We start from the raw sequence: 17,137 nt of genomic DNA, 5'->3' as shown, positions 1-17,137 counted from the left end.
ATGGCAGCACGCGCCGCGTCGTGTCGCGTTGTTATGATGCTCAGGCGGCGAACCGGTCCGTCGCCGCGACCAGCGCCTCCAGAATCCCCGGCTCGTTGTACGCATGCCCGGCGCCCGGCACGATCTCGAACGTCGCGTCCGGCCACGCTTTCGACAACTCCCACGCCGTGCGTGCGGGTGTCGCGATGTCGTAGCGGCCCTGCACGATCACGCCCGGAATGCCGGCGAGCCGATGCGCGTCGCGCAGCAGCTGGCCTTCCTCGACGAAGCCCTTGTTCACGAAGTAGTGATTTTCGATCCGCGCGAACGCGAGTGCGTAGTGGCCGTCCGCGAAGTGCGCGGCGAGCGCGGGATCGGGCAGCAGCGTGATCGTGCGGCCCTCCCAGATGCTCCACGCGCGCGCGGCTTCAAGCTTCGCGGCTTCGTCGTCGCCAGTCAGCCGGCGATGGTAGGCGGCCATCAGGTCGCCGCGCTCGGCTTCCGGAATCGGTGCGAGGAAGTCTTCCCAGTGATCGGGGAACAGCCACGACGCGCCTTCCTGGTAGTACCACAGCAGTTCCGCGCGACGCATCGTGAAGATGCCGCGCACGATCAGCGCGCTCACGCGTTCCGGGTGGGTTTCCGCGTACGCGATCGCCAGCGCGCTGCCCCACGAGCCACCGAACACCAGCCATTGCTCGGCGCCGACCATCTCGCGCAGGCGTTCGATATCGGCGACCAGGCCCCACGTCGTGTTGTTCTCGAGGCTCGCATGCGGCGTCGAGCGCCCGCAGCCGCGCTGGTCGAACAGCAGGATGTCGTAGCGCTCGGGATCGAACAGGCGGCGATGGTCGGGTCCGCAGCCGGCGCCGGGGCCGCCGTGCAGGAACACGGCGGGCTTGCCGGCCGGGTTGCCGCAGCGCTCCCAGTAGATGCGGTGGCCGTCGCCGGTGTCGAGGTGGCCGTGGGCGTAGGGTTCGATCGGTGGGTACACAGGCAGGCTCCGGGTGAGGGTGGACACGAGGCGGACGAGGCGCGGGCCCGCGTGCGGACGGTACGGTACGGCCTGGATTGCTGCGCCGCAAAATTCGTTGCGTGGGCATCGGACCGGCCGCCGCCGGACAAGGCTTGTCATTATGCCCATTCGCCGCGCCGGACGTTGGCCCGCTGTGGCGCGTGTCGCCGGCGATGTTTGCCGCGCGGATTTTTGAAGCAATTTCATTCCGATATTTTTCATACAAAATCCCGGCGGCAGGTCGGCGTGCCAAGCGGGCGCCGGCCCATTCCCGCTCTTCCACCGTGCCAACGGAAACCAGCCGATGAACCATCGCGTCACGCAGTTGACCGGGTTGCGCGCCGTCGCGGTCGCGATGGTCGTCGTCGGTCATGCCGAGCATGTGCTGCCCGGCGGCTATACGGGCTGGTATGCGCCGTTGAGGCTGATCGCCGACGGCCGGCTCGGTGTGCTGATCTTCTTCGTGCTGAGCGGCTTCCTGATCACCAACGTGCTGCGCGCCGAATTCGCGCGTACGGGTGGCATCGCACTGACGTCGTTCTACGTGCGCCGTGCGTTGCGCATCTGGCCGGCCTGCTACGTGTATCTCGCGGCCGTCGCGATCGTGGCGTTCGTCGGCGGGTTCGACGTCGATCGCCGGCAGTGGCTCTATGCGGCGCTGCACCTGTGGAATTACTCGGCGTGGTTCGGGCTGACCGGCGACAACGCGCTGCATCCGGACGGCGCGTGGTACCTCGGCCATTTCTGGTCGCTCGCGCTCGAGGAGCAGTTCTACTGGTTCTGGCCGCTGCTGTTCGCGTTCGGCATGCGCCGCACCGGCACGCGCTGGCTGGCCACGTTGATCCTCATCGTGCCGCTCGTGCGTGCCATTACGTATTTCGTCGCGCCCGCGCTGCGCGGGCAACTCGGGATGATGCTGCACACGGGTGTCGACCCGATCCTGATCGGCTGCTATGCGTCGCTCAACCGCGAACGGCTCGAAGCGTGGATCGGTTCGTGGCGCGGCGAGGCGCGCATCGTGACGGCGCTCGTGTTCGTCGTGCTGCTCGGCATGCCGCTCGCCGAACACCGGCTCGGCGGCTTCTGGAATGCGACGTACGGCGTGACGCTCGAAGCCGCGCTGATCGCGATCGTGATCGTCGTGCTGAATTTCCGCGGCGAGTTCTGGTGCGCGCGCTGGTTGCGCGCCGGGCCGGTGGTGTTCGTCGGCACGATCTCGTTCAGTCTTTATCTGTGGCAGCAGCCTTTTGCGAATCCGCGCGTGCCTGTGCCGCACGCGTTTCCGCTCGGTATCGTATGGGCACTGATTGCCGCGACCGCCAGCTATTTCCTCGTCGAAAAACCGTTCCTGAGGCTGAAGGATCGCTATACGGCGCGCGAGGGGCGACGCGTGCGGGACGACGCGTTGCGGATGCCTACGCCGACCGAGGCGATCGGGGCGAAGGCGGTGGAGTAGGCGGGCGGGGCGGCGATTTCCCCGGCCTTAATTGAAGCGCTTCATCGCGGCGGGTGAGTACCAGAAGTTACGGAACATATCGATGCCGTACGACTTGCCGTCGTAGCGGACGATCGTGCGTGCCGTGCGCTTGCCCGTATCCGAGTAATCGCCGTTCTTGCGCTGCGTCTTCGTGATGTGCGCCGTGATCGACAGGTCGGCGAAGCCGTGGCTCGACGTTTTCTCGACGGCGATCGTCATGCGGGCCGCTTCGCTGCGCGCATCGCCCGCACCCGGCCCGCAGGCGTCGCCTTCGACGCTGACCCAGCCGTACAGATTCGTGCCGAACACGGGGCGGATATGGCCGCCTTCACGCACCCACAGCGTCAACTCTTCACCGGTGTTCGCATCCGGGCAACTCGGCCCACGCGCGCTGCTGGTAAACACGACGCCGAACGCACGCACGTCGGGCGACAGCCGATAGGGCGCCGTATCGATGCGGTAGCTGTTCTCGTCGATCTCCGTCGCCGCATCCTCTTCGACCACCGATCGATCGGCCGCCACGACCTTGCCACCTTCGACGAGCGCGACGACCTGCAGCTTTTTGCTTTCGTCCGGGTTCTTGCTCTTCGGCAGCGAATCGAACGCGACGGCCGCGATCGTCGTTTCCGGCGCGTTCGGCATGGTCTTGCACGACGACGCGACGACGAGCCGGTCCGCGTCGCGCGTGGCGATGCGTGCGTTCGCAATGCCGGCCCAGCGGGCGATGGCTGTCACGGTTTCGTCGCTGCAAGGCTGGCTGTCGGCGGCGTGAACGATGGGGGCGGCGGCGAGTGCCAGCAGCGGGGCGAAGCGCAGGATCTTCATGGTAACGATTGGAAAGTTTTTATACTCGCTCTTCGTAGAGGTTGCTTCTCGTTCCCGCGCTGCCCTTGACGCATCTCGTTTACTAACGTTCAGCATGAGCGTTTAGGCAACGATGTGTTTCTGCATGAACACACTCAGCGGGTCGGTCGAGTAAGTGCCAAACGGTCCGCGACGTTCATAACCCATTGATACAGATAAGGCCCGTGCGTCATGTTGGTATGGCTCAGTTTCAAGGTTGAGCAACTTACAGCCACGGTTCATGGTCCGTGACTCTAACAGAGCGAGTCGCTTTCTGGGTGACGTCTTGTCCACGACTTCGAGGGCTTACGTACATCCGCGTGAGTTCACCAAATTCCGGGCCGCGTACGATTGCCCCACATCCGATTGCCTGACCCGCAAGCCCCAATCTGACGAAGGCGACCTATTGCTGCAGTTCGATTTTAAGTGGATATTGTCTCTGTTGAAGAGAAAGTGTTATTAAAAAACGAATCTGCAAGTGATTGCAGGTACTATAAGCGATATATGAAGATATTTCATGCTACGATCTTACAGGTGGGGGCTGCTTGGTCGTGGGCGAGCGGCATCATAGGGTTGATCGCGCTCGAACAGTTCTGTATCTTGAACAAGTCCTCAAATGGTCTCAGGTCGCACCGGCTATCGCAAGCGATCGTGCTGCCTTCAATCTCGACTGCAGTACCGCAGTTGGCAGATTGGCGCATGTGGAGAGCTTCGCTGATAGTCGGCGCTATCCGCTTCGATATATAGTTCATGGATTGATCAAATGTTATTATAAAAATTAAATTGCCAATCGAAGATTTTATTTTGTATGTATTTTCGTATTTTTTATAAAAATTATTGAGATAAAGGTGGCGCTCCATTTCGTGCGGCAAGCGTCAGCCTAAAAAATCGGGGAAATCGGATGGCTAAAAGTTATCGTCGCCTGAACCTTTTTATGGCAAAGCCCGTAGGAAATGGCCACATGTTTGCGGATCTGCTCGCTGATGGCGCACGAGTGGACACCTATCCAGTGGCAAAAAACTTTGGTGTCGAGGGAAGCCTTTATGTGAAGCGGAGCACGGAAAAGAGACCGAGCTGGGGTTCTGTGCTCGACGAGGCTGCGGGCCTCGCCATCCCAGGTCTCGCAAACCGGTCAAGTTCGGCAGTGCTGCTGCTTCGTGTGGACGGCGATATCTTTGCTTTTACCTTTGGCTACGGTCGCTATCTGATTGAGCAGTCGCTGTTCGTTCAGGACTTTGGCCTTCGCACAGCGCTCAACACACTCGATGAGAAGTCCTTGCGCAGCGTCGACTTGCATACGCTCGAAGATCAGCCTGTTCAGAAGAAATCTCAGGCGGCTCGCGACTCGGAGATGAGCGTCTTTGGGATCGACATCCTACGGGATGTTCTCCGCGCTGTAACTGGCGACCCTAAGCGCGGAGTTAACTTTAGGCAGATTGCCGGCGGAGACGCTATGTTCTCCTTCGGTGTTGAAATGGAAGCCGCAGATTTTCCTGCGTTGGCCCGTCGTATCAAAGGATATTACGTTAACGATGACTACAAGTCGTCCTTTTCATGGGTGGATAACGTTCGCAAGGTCAAGGACGACATCACGATAGATGCGCTGAATGCACAATTGGTTCAAGCTGTGTCCAAGCGTAATCCTAGGGTCATGGTCACTCTGCCGGAGATAGGCGCATGGGACACGATATTAGGCTTCAGCTTCACGCGGAATAAGGACAACATACGACCCGTTATCGAAGCAGCCGACTACATCAACACCGTTCCTGATTTGGAAAATATAAATATCGAAGGCTTGAAGCGCGACCGGCTTTTTGTCCACGATGTCGACGGGGAAATTACCGATCATTCTGTGTTTCGCTGTATCTACTTCGAGATCGTCGACGGCGATAAAACGAAAATTATTTTCGATGGAAAGTGGTACGAGGTCGATTCAACGTTTATTGATCGTATTGCTGGGACATTGAACTCAGTGCAGATATCTACCCTTGCATTCCCGGCAGTTGAGGTGTGGGACGAAGGGGGTAAATCGAAGATTGAGTCCGAGGGGGATTACAACACTCGAGCAGCTGCGGCACATGGATACTTCCTGTTGGACAAGATGCTCGTCAAAACCGATCGGACCACATCGCCCATAGAACTCTGCGACCTCCTGACTCCTGCCAAGCAGTTGGTACACGTGAAGCACCGGAAGGGAGGATCTGCTGGATTGAGCCATCTGTTTGCTCAGGGCGGAGTATCCGCTGAAATCATGCTCGGAGACAAAGCGTTCCGCAAAAAAGCGCGGACGGTGCTGCGCAATGTAAATCCGGCTGCACGTGATCTCGTACCCTTGGACAACCTCAGAAGCGCTGACTATGAGATTGTTTTTCTGATCTTGGGGGAGGACAGTGCGACGCTAAAGCAGAACCTACCATTTTTTAGCAAGGTCAACCTGTCGAAGGCATTCGAAAACCTCACTCAACGTGGATTCCGAGTTTCGGTCGCTGGTGTTCCTATTACGCAGCGCTTGGTCCCATGAGCAGGGAAATCCGCGCACGCGGTAAGCAGAATTTGAAAAAGGCCCCCGCGTTTTGAACTGCACCCCAAAGGTTGGACATCGGTCCAACCTTTGGGGGTTTTTATTTGAACCGCTCGGGCACCTAGTCTTCAACCGTCCAACTTTGCGGTCGGTTCATTTCTGGTGGCTCACGTTACTGATCTATCGGGCGACAAGTGGGCACGTGATGACGGTATGCCTGGCCCGTTGTCTACGACCGACTAGCTACCTAGGGAATAGCCGTCTGACCCACCGTACTACTGCAAAGGTTCGGATACAGCAACGGAGTATGTCGACAACACGTCCCGTGTCTCCCAAAAATTTGCAAATAACAATAAAAAAGGCCCTTGCGGGCCTTTTCATAGACGAAGGTGCGGACAACGCTCACCGCGTCAGCGCCGTAAACCCTTCCAGCAACCGCTCGACATCGGCCGCCTGAATCGCGCCCATCGTCGAGATCCGGAACAGCTCCTTCGAGAGCCCGCCTTGCCCGGCATAAATCACGAAGCCACGCGCCTTCAACCCGTCGTGCAGCGTTTCGTACGTGACACCCTGCGGCAACCGATACGCACGCAGCACGACCGACGACGCACCTTCCGGCAGCACCAGCGGCATCCCGCGCGCAGCAAGCCCTGCCTGCGCCTGATCGGCAAGCGCCTTGTAATGCGCATGCCGGGCACGCCAGCCGCCAGCCTCGTCAAACTCGCGCAACGCCTCGACGAGCGCGTAATACGCATGCACGGAAGGCGTAAACGGCGTATTGCGCTGATCCTGCAGCTTCGCGAGCCGACCGAGATCGAGGTAGTAAGTCCGGCTTGCGGCCTTCGTGAGCGCACTGCGGCGCACGATCACGAACGCCGCACCCGGCACGCCGTGCAGGCATTTGTTCGCGGTCGCGGCAACCGCATCGATGACGCCGCCGGCGAAGTCGATCGCTTCCGCGCCGAAGCTGCTGACGCCGTCCACGAGCATCTTCACGCCGCGCGCACGGCACACTTCTGCAATCGCGCCGAGATCGTTCAGCCGGCCCGTCGTCGTTTCATGATGGATCACCGCGACGTGCGAATACCCGCCCGCATCGAGCTTCGCCCCGATCTGCGCGAGATCGGGCGCCTGCATCCATTCATGCTTCAACACGTCATGCGCGATGCCGTACTGCGTCGCGATCTGCGTGATCCGCTCGCCGTACACGCCGTTCTCGATCACGAGCAGCTTGCCGTCCTGCGGCACGAGCGCCGCGATCATGCTCTCGACGGCGGCCGTGCCCGAGCCCGTCATCAGTACGGCCGCCCATTCGGCCGGATCGAGTTCGTACGCGGCGACGAGGCGCGTGCGCGCTTCATCCTGCAGGTCGAAGAATTCGCTTTCGCGATGGCACAGATCGGGTTGCAGCAGGCTGCGGCGCACGCGTTCGGTGAGCGTGACCGGGCCGGGGTTCAGCAGCAGCATCAATGGGCTCCTTCAACGTGGGCTTCGGTCTGCGCGGCGCCGATGTGCCGCATCAGACGGGTCTTGACCTCGACCGGCGTGACGGTCGGGCGGGGCAGGCCGTCGGGCACGCCCGTGCGGATCGCCACGCGGACGAATTGCGCACCGTCACTCGTTGCGGCGAGCGTCGCATCGAGCACGTCGAGCGTATCGCCTTCGACCGCCGACGCGTAGCCGCAGGCGGCCGCGACGCCGGCGAACGACACATGTTGCGACACCGTCGCCTGGCCGCCCGTCGATTCGTGCGCGCCGTTGTCGAGCAGCACGTGCGTGAGGTTGGCCGGGCCGTAGGTGCCGAGCGTCGCGAACACGCCCATCCGCATCAGCGCGGCGCCGTCGCCGTCGACGGCCACCACGCGCAGGTCGGGGCGCGCGAGCGCGAGGCCGAGCGCGAGCGGCGTCACGCAGCCCATCGAGCCGACCATGTACAGCTGGTTCGGGCGATCGTCGAGCGCATAGAGCTCTCGACCGCAGAAACCGGTCGACGCGAGCACGACGGTCGAATCGACCGGCGTATGCGCGATCACGCGCTGCAGCGCGTCGTGACGGGTCGGCCACGCGTCGGTCGATGCGGCGCGCGACGCCGATTGCGCGGCGACGTGCGCATGCGGCTTCGCGGCCGGGTTCGCCTTCAGTTCATACGGCGCGACGCTGCCTTTCTGCATCACGAGCGCGTACGGGCGGCCCGTCGCGTCCATGTGCGCGATCGCGCGGTCGAGTGCCGGGCCGACCTGTTCGGGGTCGGTCGGGAACGTCTCCCACGGGATCTCCATCGTGTCGAGCATCGCGGGCGTGATCGGGCCCATCAGTGCGTGCTGCGGCTCGTCGGCCACGCCCGGCTGGCCGCGCCACGTGACGATCAGCAGTTGCGGCAGGCGGAACGTCCAGGTCAGCGACGTGAGCGGGCTTACCGCGTTGCCGAGCCCCGAGTTCTGCATCATCGCGATTCCGCGCTTGCCGCCGAGCGTTGCACCCGCGATCAGCGCGACCGCGTCGCCTTCGTTGGCGGCCGATACGTAGTGCAGCGTCGGGTCCTGCAACACGTAATTGATGAACGGCGTCAGGTACGAGCAGGGTACGCCCGCGTACCAGTCGAAGCCGCGTTCGCGCGCGGCCTCGACGAACTGGGCCGCTTCGATCATTGCGCGCCCCCGTTGCCGGCGCCCGGCTCGGACAGCGGCGTCTGGCCGTGTGCGAAGTCGCCCGCGCGGCGGAAGTCTTCCAGATCGTTGACGCCGCGCCAGTGGCCGTGCACGTACTGCACCTCGATCTTCTCGCCCGCGGCGACCAGCTCGTTGAGCAGCGACGGGATGTCGAGCGTGTCGAAATCAGGGCGCGCCTGCAGCGTCGCGAGCATCGCCTTCAGCCGGTCGACGCCGGCGCCGCGCACGTTCAGCAGGCCGATCCAGCGGCCGTGCGGGGTGCCCGCGGCGACGTCGCTCGATACGCGTTGCAGGTAGGTCTTCTGGCCGAACAGGCCGCGATCGTCGGCCGCCGAGCAGAGGGCGAAGTCGCGCACGCTCTGGTTCGTCGACTCCGTGAGCGACGAATCGACCACGACGCTGAATTCGGCTTCGCTTTCCGCGAGGTCGCGCACGATGTAGCTGCGGAACAGCAGGTCGCCGTACGAGATCACGGTGTCGCCGGTCAGGCGTTCGGCCGCGCACGCGAGCGACGCGAGCTCGCCCGTCTGCGCATGGCGCTCGTTGACGACGAGCTTGATGCCCGACGTGTCGATCGCGTCGGCGCGATAGCCGCCGACCACGGTGATGTCGTTCACGCCATGCGTCTTGAAGCCGTCGACGAGCCAGCGCAAGAGCGGCTTGCCGGCGACCGGCAGCATGACCTTCGGCTTGTCTTCGGTCACGGCTTCCAGGCCCTTGCCGCGGCTCGCGGCGAGCACGATCGCCGCGTTCGACGCACGCGACGACGACGACAGGTAGATGCGCTCGGCCGCCGAGTATTCGTCGGCGTCCTGCAGGCGGAAGATCTCGTTGACCGATGCGACGCGGTCTTCGACGTTGATCAGCGTTTCGCTCTCGTGGATCTCGCGCGCGGTCGCCTGCATTGCGGAGGCCGACGCGCGGATCAGGTGGTTCGCCCAGATCACGGTGCTGATGCCGGCCTGGCGGAACACGTCGGTCGGCGTGCTGTAGTACTTGGTCGGCACGATCACGAGCGGCGCCTTGCCGCTCCATTCGCGCGCGAACTGCAGGATCTCGTCGGGGCGCGACAGCTTGCTGTGGATCAGGATCGCATCGGCGCCGGCTTCCGCGTACGCGTTCGCGCGGCGCAGCGCCTCGTCCATCCCCCAGCCGGCGATCAGCGCTTCGACACGCGCGACGATCGAGAAGTCGGGATCGGTCTGCGAATCCTTGCCGGCCTTGATCTTGCCGCAGAATTCGTCGATTTCCGCGAGCGGCTGGCGCTCGCCGCCGATGAAGCTGTTCGTCTTCGGGAACTGCTTGTCCTCGATGCAGACGCCGGCGATGCCACGCTGTTCGAGCTTCTTCACGAGGCGGCGCACGTTGTTGAAGTTGCCGTAGCCGGTGTCGCCGTCGAGCAGGATCGGCAGGTCGCTCGCGTCGGCCATGAACTCGAGCACGTCGACGACCTGGGTCCAGCTCGCTTCGTTGTTATCGCGTACGCCGAATTGCGCGGAGATCGCGAGGCCCGACGCCCAGATCCCCTTGAAGCCGGCCTCGCGGACGATCCGCGCGGACAGGCCGTTGTGCGCTTCCATCAGGAATTCGAGGTCGCTGCTGACGAGCATGCGGCGCAGGCGCGCGCTGCGCGATTCGGTGAAGTTGGGTTCGCGTGCGTTCATCGTGCGGCTCCTGCGGTGGTGCGTTGAATCAGGGGAAGGATGTCTTGCGTCGCGCGGGCGACGTCGTTCGGGAAGTCGATCTCGATCCACGGCGAACCGGTGACGTCGGCGACGTCGAACGAATGGCCGCCTTCGAGCAGCAGGTCGCGTACGGCTTCCTCGTGCGGCATGTTCGCGCGGCCGCTGTCGACGTAGCCCGCGACGATCGTCGCGAGGCGGCGCGCGGTGCCTTCGGTGAAGCGGAAGAAGCCGACCGATTCGCCGATCGTGTCGTAGTCGAGATCGACCGCGAGCTGCTTGCGCAGCTCGACCGGCACGCCGTTCTTCAGGCACAGCTTGACGGGCTCGTCGCCGGCCTCGAAGTCGCGGTCGATCAGCAGGCGGTCGACCGCCTGGTCGGCATCGGCCACCAGCGCGTGCAGGATGTTCTCGTCGTACAGCACGTCCGCGTCCATCAGCAGCACGTCGCCGCCGCGCGTCATCGCATCGGCGACGGTATGCACGGTCAGCACGCTGCCGAGGTCGTAGCGTTCGTTGATCACGATTTCGGCCTGGCGGCCGAGACGCTTCAGTTCCTGCTCGACCTTCTCGTGCTGAAAGCCGAGCCCGAGCACGATCTCGTCGACGCCCGCGGCGTCGAGCACGCGCAGATGGCGCTCGAGCAGCGACACGTCGTCGAAGCGCAGCAGGCACTTCGGGAACTGCGCTTCGGGCGGTTGTTGCAGGCGCAAGCCGAGGCCTGCCGCAAGAATGATGGCTCGCATGGGTTCTCCAACCAAAAAGCCGGCGATCTGAACGATCAGTCGGCGAGCGGCTGCGGCGCACGGCGCCGCTGCCAGTTTCTTTCACTGAAATGCAGATAGAGCAGGCCGGGCAGGCCGAGCGCGAGTTCGCGCGCGCGCTTCGCGAGCGACAGCGCAAGCGCCGCGTCGGGCGGCAAGCCGACCAGCGGCGCGAGCAGCAGGTAGCCGCCTTCCTGCGCACCGAGCGAGCCCGGGATCGCGAAGGCCGCGCCGCGGATCGCCTGGCCGACGCTTTCCAGCAGCAGCGCGTCGAGCCAGCTCACCGGATGCCCGAGGAAGTGCAGCGCGAGCCACACTTCCGCGGTGCCGACGATCCAGCCGACGAGACTCAATGCGAAGGTCTTCGCGACTTTTGCGCGATCGCGGTACAGCGCACCGACCGCGTCGTCGATCGCGTCGGCCCGCGTGGCGAGCGACGACCAGTCGCGCGGGCCGAGCAGTTTCGACGCGAGGCGCAGGCCGCGGCCGAACAGCCCGCGCCGCTGCGCCAGATAGAACATCACCGCGAGCGCGCCGAGCACGCCGGTGGCGATCAGCGCGGGCGTACGCAGGTGCGCGACCGATTCGTGCGTCGCATACAGGCTGAACGCGGCGATCCCGATCAGCGCGAACGCCATCTGCGCGAGCGCCTGCATCGTCGTGCCGACGGTCACGGCGGCGGCCGCGTCGGCCATCCGCGTGCCGCGCTGCGCGAGGTGGCGCACCATCAGCACGGGGCCGCCGATCTGCCCGGCGGGCAGCAGGCTGTTCACCGATTCGCCGACCCAGCGCGCGCGCAGCGCGTTGCCGAGTTCGGCGCCCGGCTGCCCGCGGCGGAACATCACGGAGATCGCGAACGCATCGATCACGAGCGGTACGACGTGGAACGCCGCGACGAGCGCGAGGCCCCAGCCGGCCGCGAGGAACGTGGACGCGACCGCGCCGACGCCCTGCCAGGCCAGGAGTGCGATGAAGAGTGCGGTCCCGAGGGACAGCAGGATGAGGCCGGCGCGTGTCATGACCCGGTCGTGCGTCGCGTCGCCAGTTGCTTGAACACCTGGCGGAAACCGAAATACGCGATCGCATCCTTCATGTTCGAGATGAAGCGCTTCCACGGCCGCATGCCCGGGTTCGTCACGTATTCGAACGTGAGCGACACGCGCATTTCGTTCTGGCCGAGCGGCGTGATGCGGTGGCGCAGCTTGTCGCCGTCGAACAGCACGATGCCGCCGTCGGCGATCTGCACGGAGCCCGGTTCGTCGGCGACGTCCGGGTTGCGCGTATGCAGCTCGTAGTCGAGCCGGCACGACGATTCGTCGATCACGCCGATCAGCAGCGTGTAGCGCCGGCCGTCGTAGTACGACGTGTCGTAGTGCCAGCCGATGTGGTCGCCGGGCTTCGTGTAGTAATACAGCGCGTACGCGTGCGGATCGTCGTCCGGCGACAGCATCAGCTTGTCGCCCGTGATTTTCTCGAGGAAGCCGATCAGCGCCTTCGAGCGATACAGCTCCGCGATGTACGGCGCCTGCTCGTCGATCGTATGGCGGCTCACGCTGCCGCCCTGCTTGTGGCCGGGCAGGTAATTGCGGTTCAGGCCGGCCTGCATCGCGCGGGCGGCGTCCGCCAGCTTCGCGTGCGCGTCGGGCGGCAGGAAGGCGTCGAGGTAGAGGAACGAGCCCTGGCGCGTGTAGTCGCCGCGCAGGCGGTCGAGGTCGAGCTGGCCGACGCAGTCGGCCACGGTGCGATCGGGATCGGCCGCGGCCGCGCGCACGGGCGCGGGGCGTGCCGGGCTCAGCACGGTATCGTCGCGCGTGCTAGAAGTCATTTGGAAGCCTGGATTTCAGAGGGGTTCTGCGGAACAGTGCTGCCGCGGCGCACGATGCGCCACCAGTCGATCACGACCCATGCGGCGAACAGCGGGGCGCCGATCGATGCGGCGAGCAGGAACGGCTCGACGCCGTCGACGAGCGTCACGATCGGCAGCAGGTACAGCACGTCTTCGGTCTCGAAGCCGCCGGCGAACGCCTGCTTGGTACCGGCCTTGCCGGCGATCGATTCGATCCGCATGCGCAGGAAGAAAATCAGCGCGACGGCCGCGCCGGCCACCGCGCCGAGCAGCACCGGCGACGCGGCCATCTGGCCGCCCTGGGCGACGATGCCGACCCCCATGCTGACGAACAGCGCGACCGTGACGAGTGCATCGGCCGCCAGGTCGTAAAAATGACCGATCTTGCTGGATTTGCCGCTGATGCGCGCGAGCTCGCCATCGGTGTGGTCGACGAAGTTCGACAACACGATCAGGAATGCGCCTGCATTGCTCCAGCCGAAGCCGCCTTGCGCGAGGCACCAGGCGCCGGCGAGGCCGATCAGCAGACGAAGGGTGGTGAGGTGATTCGGGGTGACCGGCGTATCGACGAGCGGTCGGACGAGCGAGCGCGCGAGCCGCGCATCCCAGGTGCGTGGCAGCGGTGGCTCGGGGCGTGTGGCGGTTTTTCTTTGGTCCATCGGCGAAATATATACGGAATTGTAATTTGTTGCTTTTTATTCGATCAATGTCCTGACATGCGGGAGTGTTACGGCGTCTTGCGCGCATCGGCCGGTTCAAAAACGCACGTGCGAACGGGGCGGCCGACGGGGTGGCCGGACTCGTCTTCCAGTGTGGTCCGCATCGCGCGACTGTCAAGGCCGGACGGGCCTCGCAGGGCGGCGAGGCGGTGTTTTTCGCGTCGGTCGGCGGGCGGCGCGCAACGCATGCGACCTTGATCTCGGTCAGGCCCGGAAAAGCCGCATCGGGCGACAATCGGCCGCGCCGGGCAGGTATCGGCCATTACAGAGCCACAGGTCGTCAATGTCGACGGAAATCCGTCGATTGAAGCGCGCGGCGCGGTGATCGGGAGCCCGCGATTCGCGTCGATGCTTTCGCGCACCTTTCGCGTGCATGCGGCGCGGGCGAATCGCCTGTCACAGAACGGTCGTTCGATACCCGGCAAATCCGGCAAGGATCTTTTGCATCCAGCGGACATTTCGCGGCGATGGCCTCTGCGATACTCCGACCGTGCCTGTGGTGCCGGCCGCCCCTGGCGGCCCCAAGGGCTTCATGTCGCTCAGGAGACACCCCCCGCGACGTCAACAGATCAAAGCGTCAGAAACCAGCCATGTCTTCATCACGCATCCTCGCTCCCGCCCTGCGTTCGCTCGTCCGCACCGCCGACGAAGCCGCCGCGCTGATCCGTCCCGGCATGACCGTCGCCATGAGCGGCTTCACCGGGTCGGGCTATCCGAAGGCCGTGCCGGCCGCGCTCGCCGCCCACATCGATGCGGCGCACGCGCGCGGCGAGGACTTCCGGATCAACGTGCTGACGGGCGCGTCGACCGCACCGGAACTCGACGGCGCGCTCGCCCGCACCGACGGCATCTCGATGCGGCTGCCGTACCAGTCCGACCCGACGTTGCGCGACAAGATCAACGGCGGCGAAGTCGATTACCAGGACGTCCACCTGAGCCACGTCGCGCAATATGCATGGTTCGGGCTGTACGGCGATCTCGACGTCGCGATCGTCGAAGTCGCGGGCATCCGCGAGGACGGCCTGCTGATCCCGTCCGCGTCGATCGGCAACAACAAGACCTGGCTCGAGCGCGCGAAGCACGTGATCCTCGAAGTGAACGCGCGCCAGCCGCTCGGCCTCGACGGGATGCACGACATTTATTACGGCACCGCGCTGCCGCCGCATCGCAAGCCGATTCCGCTGACGAAGAGCGACGACCGGATCGGCGAGCCGTACCTGCGCTGCCCGGCCGACAAGATCGTCGCGATCGTCGAGACCGACGCGCCCGATCGCAGCAATGCATTCACCGCGCCGGATGCGACGTCCAAGCAGATCGCGCTGCAACTGATCGACTTCCTGCGTCACGAAGTGAAGCGCGGCCGCCTGCCGGAAAACCTGCTGCCGCTGCAGTCGGGCGTCGGCAACATCACGAACGCGGTGCTCGCGGAACTCAGCTCGGCCGGTTTCTCGAACCTGACGGCCTACACCGAGGTGATCCAGGACGGCATGCTCGACCTGCTCGACGACGGCACGCTGAGCTTCGCGTCGGCCACCGCGCTGTCGCTGAGCCCGGCCGCCGTGCAGCGTTTCGCCGACGAGATCGCGACGTTCCGCGAGAAGATCGTGCTGCGTCCGCAGGAGATCAGCAACCATCCGGAACTCGTGCGCCGCCTCGGCTGCATCGCGATGAACGGGATGATCGAGGCCGACATCTACGGCAACGTGAACTCGACGCACGTGATGGGCACGAAGATCCAGAACGGCATCGGCGGCTCGGGCGACTTCGCGCGCAACGGCTACCTGTCGTGCTTCATGTCGGCGAGTACCGCGAAGGGCGGGGCGATCTCGCGGATCGTGCCGATGGCGAGCCACGTCGACCATACCGAGCACGACGTCGCGGTCGTCGTCACCGAGCAGGGGCTGGCCGACCTGCGCGGCCTGTCGCCGAAGCAGCGCGCGCGCAAGATCATCGCGACCTGCGCGCACCCCGACTACCGTCCGATGCTCGAGGACTACTTCGAGCGCGCGTCGCGCGACAGCTTCGGCAAGCACACGCCGCATCTGCTCGCCGAGGCGCTGTCGTGGCACGAGCGCTACGTGCGCACCGGGACGATGAAGGCCTGACGCGGCTGCGGACGGGCGCATGCGCGCCCGTCAGTCCATCGCCGCGTGCGCGACGTCGACGCTCGCCGTTTTCTGCGGCGGGCGGATCAGCAGCAACAGCGGAATCATCAGCAGCGTCGCGACGAACATCAGCTTGAAGTCGTTCAGGTACGCGATCATCGTCGCCTGCTGGTTGATCGTGCGGTCGAGCAGCGCGAGATCGACGCGGCTGCCGGCGATCGCCTGCACGGTCGGGTTGAACGGCGTGACGTGCGTCGCGAGGTCGGCATGCGCGACCTGCGTGTTGCGCGTCATCAGCGTCTGCACGATCGAGATGCCGATACTGCTGCCGATGTTGCGCATCAGGCTGTAGGTGGCCGTGCCGTCCGCGCGCAGTTCGGGCGGCAGCGTCGAGAACGACAGCGCGCTCAGCGGCACGAACACGAGCCCGAGGCCGAAGCCCTGGATCACGCCGGGCCACACGATGTCCGCTTCGGACAGCACGACCGTGTACTGCATCATCTGCCACAGCGCGAGCGCGGAAATCGACAGCCCCGCGAGCAGCAGCATCCGCGCATCCACGTATTTCAGCAGCCTGCCGACGAACAGCATCGCGATCATCGTGCCGGCGCCGCTCGGCGCGGTGACGAGGCCCGTCGTCGCGACCGGGTAGCCCATCAGGTTCTGCAGCATCGGCGGCAGCAGCGCGCGGGTGGCATACAGCACCGCGCCGACCACGAAGATGAACAGCGTGCCCGTCGCGAAATTCGGATCGCGCAGCAGTTCGGACTTGAAGAACGACGCCTTGCCGACGGTCGCCGTATGCGCGAGGAAGAACGCGAAGCCGAGCGCCGCGACGAGCGCCTCGATGCGGATCTCGTACGAACCGAACCAGTCGAGCTGTTCGCCGCGGTCGAGCATCGCCTGGAACGCACCGATCGCGAGGGCGAGCGTCGCGAAGCCGAATGCGTCGAATTTCACGTGCGGACGCGGCGCGCGCGCCGGCAGGAAGGTCATCACGCCGGCGAGCGCGAACGCGCCGATCGGCACGTTGATGAAGAACACCCAGCGCCAGTTGTAGCTGTCGGTGAGCCAGCCGCCGAGCGTCGGGCCGAGGATCGGGCCGACCATCACGCCCATTCCCCAGATCGCCATCGCCTGGCCCTGTTTCTCGCGCGGGTTGATGTCGAGCAGGATCGATTGCGACAGCGGCACCAGCGCCGCGCCGAACACGCCCTGCAGCAGCCGCGCGCCGACGATCTGCACGAGCGTCTCCGACAGCCCGCACAGCGCCGACGCTACCGTGAAGCCCGCGATCGACACGATCAGCAGCCGCTTCACGCTCAGCCGGTCGGACAGCCAGCCGGTGAGCGGCGTCGCGATCGCCGCGGCGACGATGTAGGAGGTCAGCACCCACGTGATTTCGTCCTGCGACGCGGACAGCGTGCCCTGCATGTGCGGCAGCGCGACGTTCGCGATCGTGCTGTCGAGGGTCTGGATCCTGTCTCTTATACAATCTGACGCTGCCGACGATAAGG

The 17,137-nt window shown here is 64.6% G+C and carries 13 protein-coding genes; 3 read left to right on the top strand and 10 right to left on the bottom strand.

The window, feature by feature from the left end:
- Positions 1 to 40 precede the first annotated feature (40 nt).
- Positions 41 to 973: a prolyl aminopeptidase gene (gene pip / locus H0X91_RS22210; RefSeq protein ID WP_196433348.1), complete on the bottom strand. Its 933-nt coding sequence runs from the start codon at positions 971 to 973 to the stop codon at positions 41 to 43.
- A gap of 325 nt (positions 974 to 1,298) precedes the next feature.
- Between pip and H0X91_RS22205 the strand changes: the two genes are divergently transcribed.
- Positions 1,299 to 2,450, top strand: coding sequence for an acyltransferase family protein (locus tag H0X91_RS22205; RefSeq protein ID WP_196433347.1), 1,152 nt, complete (start codon positions 1,299 to 1,301; stop codon positions 2,448 to 2,450).
- A 27-nt stretch (positions 2,451 to 2,477) separates the two neighbouring features.
- Here the strand turns inward: H0X91_RS22205 and H0X91_RS22200 are convergent, their stop codons facing one another.
- A complete protein-coding gene (locus tag H0X91_RS22200; protein WP_196433346.1) occupies positions 2,478 to 3,296 on the bottom strand; it encodes a multidrug ABC transporter ATPase in 819 nt (272 codons plus the stop codon).
- A gap of 979 nt (positions 3,297 to 4,275) precedes the next feature.
- Here H0X91_RS22200 and H0X91_RS22195 point away from each other — a divergent pair.
- Entirely contained in the window at positions 4,276 to 5,835 is a 1,560-nt protein-coding gene (locus H0X91_RS22195) for a TIGR04141 family sporadically distributed protein (RefSeq protein ID WP_179146786.1), read from the top strand.
- 402 nt (positions 5,836 to 6,237) lie between these two features.
- On the opposite strand, the gene H0X91_RS22190 is transcribed toward H0X91_RS22195, so the two are convergent.
- From H0X91_RS22190 to H0X91_RS22160, 7 genes are read right to left on the bottom strand one after another with little or no spacing between them, the layout of a single operon-like run.
- On the bottom strand, positions 6,238 to 7,302 hold the full coding sequence (locus H0X91_RS22190) for a 2-aminoethylphosphonate aminotransferase (protein WP_048985784.1): 1,065 nt from the start codon (positions 7,300 to 7,302) through the stop codon (positions 6,238 to 6,240).
- Complete coding sequence (gene aepY, locus H0X91_RS22185; protein ID WP_062885475.1) at positions 7,302 to 8,483, bottom strand: phosphonopyruvate decarboxylase; 1,182 nt, start codon at positions 8,481 to 8,483, stop codon at positions 7,302 to 7,304. The genes H0X91_RS22190 and aepY overlap by 1 nt, the downstream gene beginning before the upstream one ends.
- The gene (gene aepX, locus H0X91_RS22180; protein ID WP_006484687.1) at positions 8,480 to 10,168 is read right to left on the bottom strand and encodes a phosphoenolpyruvate mutase; all 1,689 of its coding nucleotides are present in this window, start codon (positions 10,166 to 10,168) and stop codon (positions 8,480 to 8,482) included. The genes aepY and aepX overlap by 4 nt, the downstream gene beginning before the upstream one ends.
- Positions 10,165 to 10,932, bottom strand: coding sequence for a phosphocholine cytidylyltransferase family protein (locus tag H0X91_RS22175; protein ID WP_006492690.1), 768 nt, complete (start codon positions 10,930 to 10,932; stop codon positions 10,165 to 10,167). The genes aepX and H0X91_RS22175 overlap by 4 nt, the downstream gene beginning before the upstream one ends.
- 35 nt (positions 10,933 to 10,967) lie before the next feature.
- Positions 10,968 to 11,969 (bottom strand): HpnL family protein, encoded by a 1,002-nt coding sequence (locus H0X91_RS22170; RefSeq protein ID WP_006484682.1) that lies wholly within the window; start codon positions 11,967 to 11,969, stop codon positions 10,968 to 10,970.
- On the bottom strand, positions 11,966 to 12,775 hold the full coding sequence (locus H0X91_RS22165) for a HalD/BesD family halogenase (RefSeq protein ID WP_034202480.1): 810 nt from the start codon (positions 12,773 to 12,775) through the stop codon (positions 11,966 to 11,968). The genes H0X91_RS22170 and H0X91_RS22165 overlap by 4 nt, the downstream gene beginning before the upstream one ends.
- On the bottom strand, positions 12,772 to 13,455 hold the full coding sequence (locus tag H0X91_RS22160) for a CDP-alcohol phosphatidyltransferase family protein (RefSeq protein WP_006484692.1): 684 nt from the start codon (positions 13,453 to 13,455) through the stop codon (positions 12,772 to 12,774). Before H0X91_RS22160 ends, H0X91_RS22165 begins: the two co-directional genes overlap by 4 nt.
- A gap of 650 nt (positions 13,456 to 14,105) precedes the next feature.
- Here H0X91_RS22160 and H0X91_RS22155 point away from each other — a divergent pair.
- On the top strand, positions 14,106 to 15,620 hold the full coding sequence (locus tag H0X91_RS22155; RefSeq protein ID WP_006495070.1) for an acetyl-CoA hydrolase/transferase family protein: 1,515 nt from the start codon (positions 14,106 to 14,108) through the stop codon (positions 15,618 to 15,620).
- Positions 15,621 to 15,650: 30 nt separating this feature from the next.
- Here H0X91_RS22155 and H0X91_RS22150 read toward each other — a convergent pair whose 3' ends face one another.
- The gene (locus H0X91_RS22150; RefSeq protein ID WP_196433356.1) at positions 15,651 to 17,111 is read right to left on the bottom strand and encodes a DHA2 family efflux MFS transporter permease subunit; all 1,461 of its coding nucleotides are present in this window, start codon (positions 17,109 to 17,111) and stop codon (positions 15,651 to 15,653) included.
- Positions 17,112 to 17,137 lie beyond the last annotated feature (26 nt).

Source organism: Burkholderia sp. 9777_1386, from assembly GCF_015712265.1.
Classification (GTDB): Bacteria; Pseudomonadota; Gammaproteobacteria; order Burkholderiales; family Burkholderiaceae; genus Burkholderia; species Burkholderia cenocepacia.
This window is presented reverse-complemented; position numbering and strand designations above follow the sequence as displayed.

Coding starts and splice junctions, on each gene's coding strand:
- H0X91_RS22190 (WP_048985784.1), bottom strand. CDS start 7,302: ATGCTGCTGCTGAACCCCGGCCCGGTCACGCTCACCGAACGCGTGCGC.
- H0X91_RS22205 (WP_196433347.1), top strand. CDS start 1,299: ATGAACCATCGCGTCACGCAGTTGACCGGGTTGCGCGCCGTCGCGGTC.
- H0X91_RS22200 (WP_196433346.1), bottom strand. CDS start 3,296: ATGAAGATCCTGCGCTTCGCCCCGCTGCTGGCACTCGCCGCCGCCCCC.
- H0X91_RS22165 (WP_034202480.1), bottom strand. CDS start 12,775: ATGACTTCTAGCACGCGCGACGATACCGTGCTGAGCCCGGCACGCCCC.
- aepY (WP_062885475.1), bottom strand. CDS start 8,483: ATGATCGAAGCGGCCCAGTTCGTCGAGGCCGCGCGCGAACGCGGCTTC.
- H0X91_RS22175 (WP_006492690.1), bottom strand. CDS start 10,932: ATGCGAGCCATCATTCTTGCGGCAGGCCTCGGCTTGCGCCTGCAACAA.
- aepX (WP_006484687.1), bottom strand. CDS start 10,168: ATGAACGCACGCGAACCCAACTTCACCGAATCGCGCAGCGCGCGCCTG.
- H0X91_RS22195 (WP_179146786.1), top strand. CDS start 4,276: ATGTTTGCGGATCTGCTCGCTGATGGCGCACGAGTGGACACCTATCCA.
- H0X91_RS22170 (WP_006484682.1), bottom strand. CDS start 11,969: ATGACACGCGCCGGCCTCATCCTGCTGTCCCTCGGGACCGCACTCTTC.
- H0X91_RS22155 (WP_006495070.1), top strand. CDS start 14,106: ATGTCTTCATCACGCATCCTCGCTCCCGCCCTGCGTTCGCTCGTCCGC.
- H0X91_RS22160 (WP_006484692.1), bottom strand. CDS start 13,455: ATGGACCAAAGAAAAACCGCCACACGCCCCGAGCCACCGCTGCCACGC.